Genomic DNA, 750 nt, shown 5'->3' on the forward strand with positions numbered 1-750 from the left:
CTGAAACTCGTTCGATCCAAAAAAGGCATCTGGTATGCCTGTCTCTCGGTGTCGATGGAGGTTCCCGACGCCAAGAACACGGGTCGCTGGATCGGGATCGACCGGGGGCAGAACATCCCTGTCGTGGCCGCCACCCCCGACGGCCCCATCGTCTTCTGGAAGGCGGCGCGTATCCAGCATGTGCGACGCATGTATGCCGAGCGCCGCCGCAAGCTCCAGAAGTTGGGCAAGCATCGGGCGGTCAGAAAGCTGGAGTCGAAAGAGCGGCGCATCGTCACGCACATCAACCACTGCATCAGCAAGGAACTGGTGGCGATGGCCAAGCGCCAGGGCGCGGGACTGATCCTTGAGGATCTGTCCGGCATTCGCCAGTCTTCGCGGCAACGCAAGGATGCCAAATCGGATGCCGGACAAAACCGCGACTACTGGCCCTTCTACCAGCTTGAGATCTTTATCCGCTACAAGGCGATGGAAGCGGGCGTGAAGGTAGAGGCCGTGCGACCGCACTATACCTCCAAGACCTGCCACGTCTGCGGCGCGCTCAATGAGCGGAAAAAACATGCCTATGTCTGCACACGATGTGGACACCAGGCGCACGCCGATGCCAATGCCGCGATGAATATCCGGGACTGGCATGGGTTGTGCTGCCCGCTGGAGCTTGAGGTTCCAGTGGGCGGGCTGCATGAACCAGCCCTGAACCCTGTACGCGAAACCACCGCGCAAGCGGTGGCGTAGCAAGAAGGGGAATCC

1 protein-coding gene is annotated in these 750 nt (G+C 60.9%); it reads left to right on the top strand.

Going from position 1 to position 750, the window contains the following annotated elements:
* Positions 1 to 735: RNA-guided endonuclease TnpB family protein (locus tag ACK4HN_RS11910; protein ID WP_409877768.1), on the top strand; the 735-nt coding region annotated here is incomplete at its 5' end.
* Positions 736 to 750 lie beyond the last annotated feature (15 nt).

Source organism: Thermosynechococcus sp. (genome assembly GCF_046299655.1).
Taxonomy (GTDB): domain Bacteria; phylum Cyanobacteriota; class Cyanobacteriia; order Thermosynechococcales; family Thermosynechococcaceae; genus Thermosynechococcus.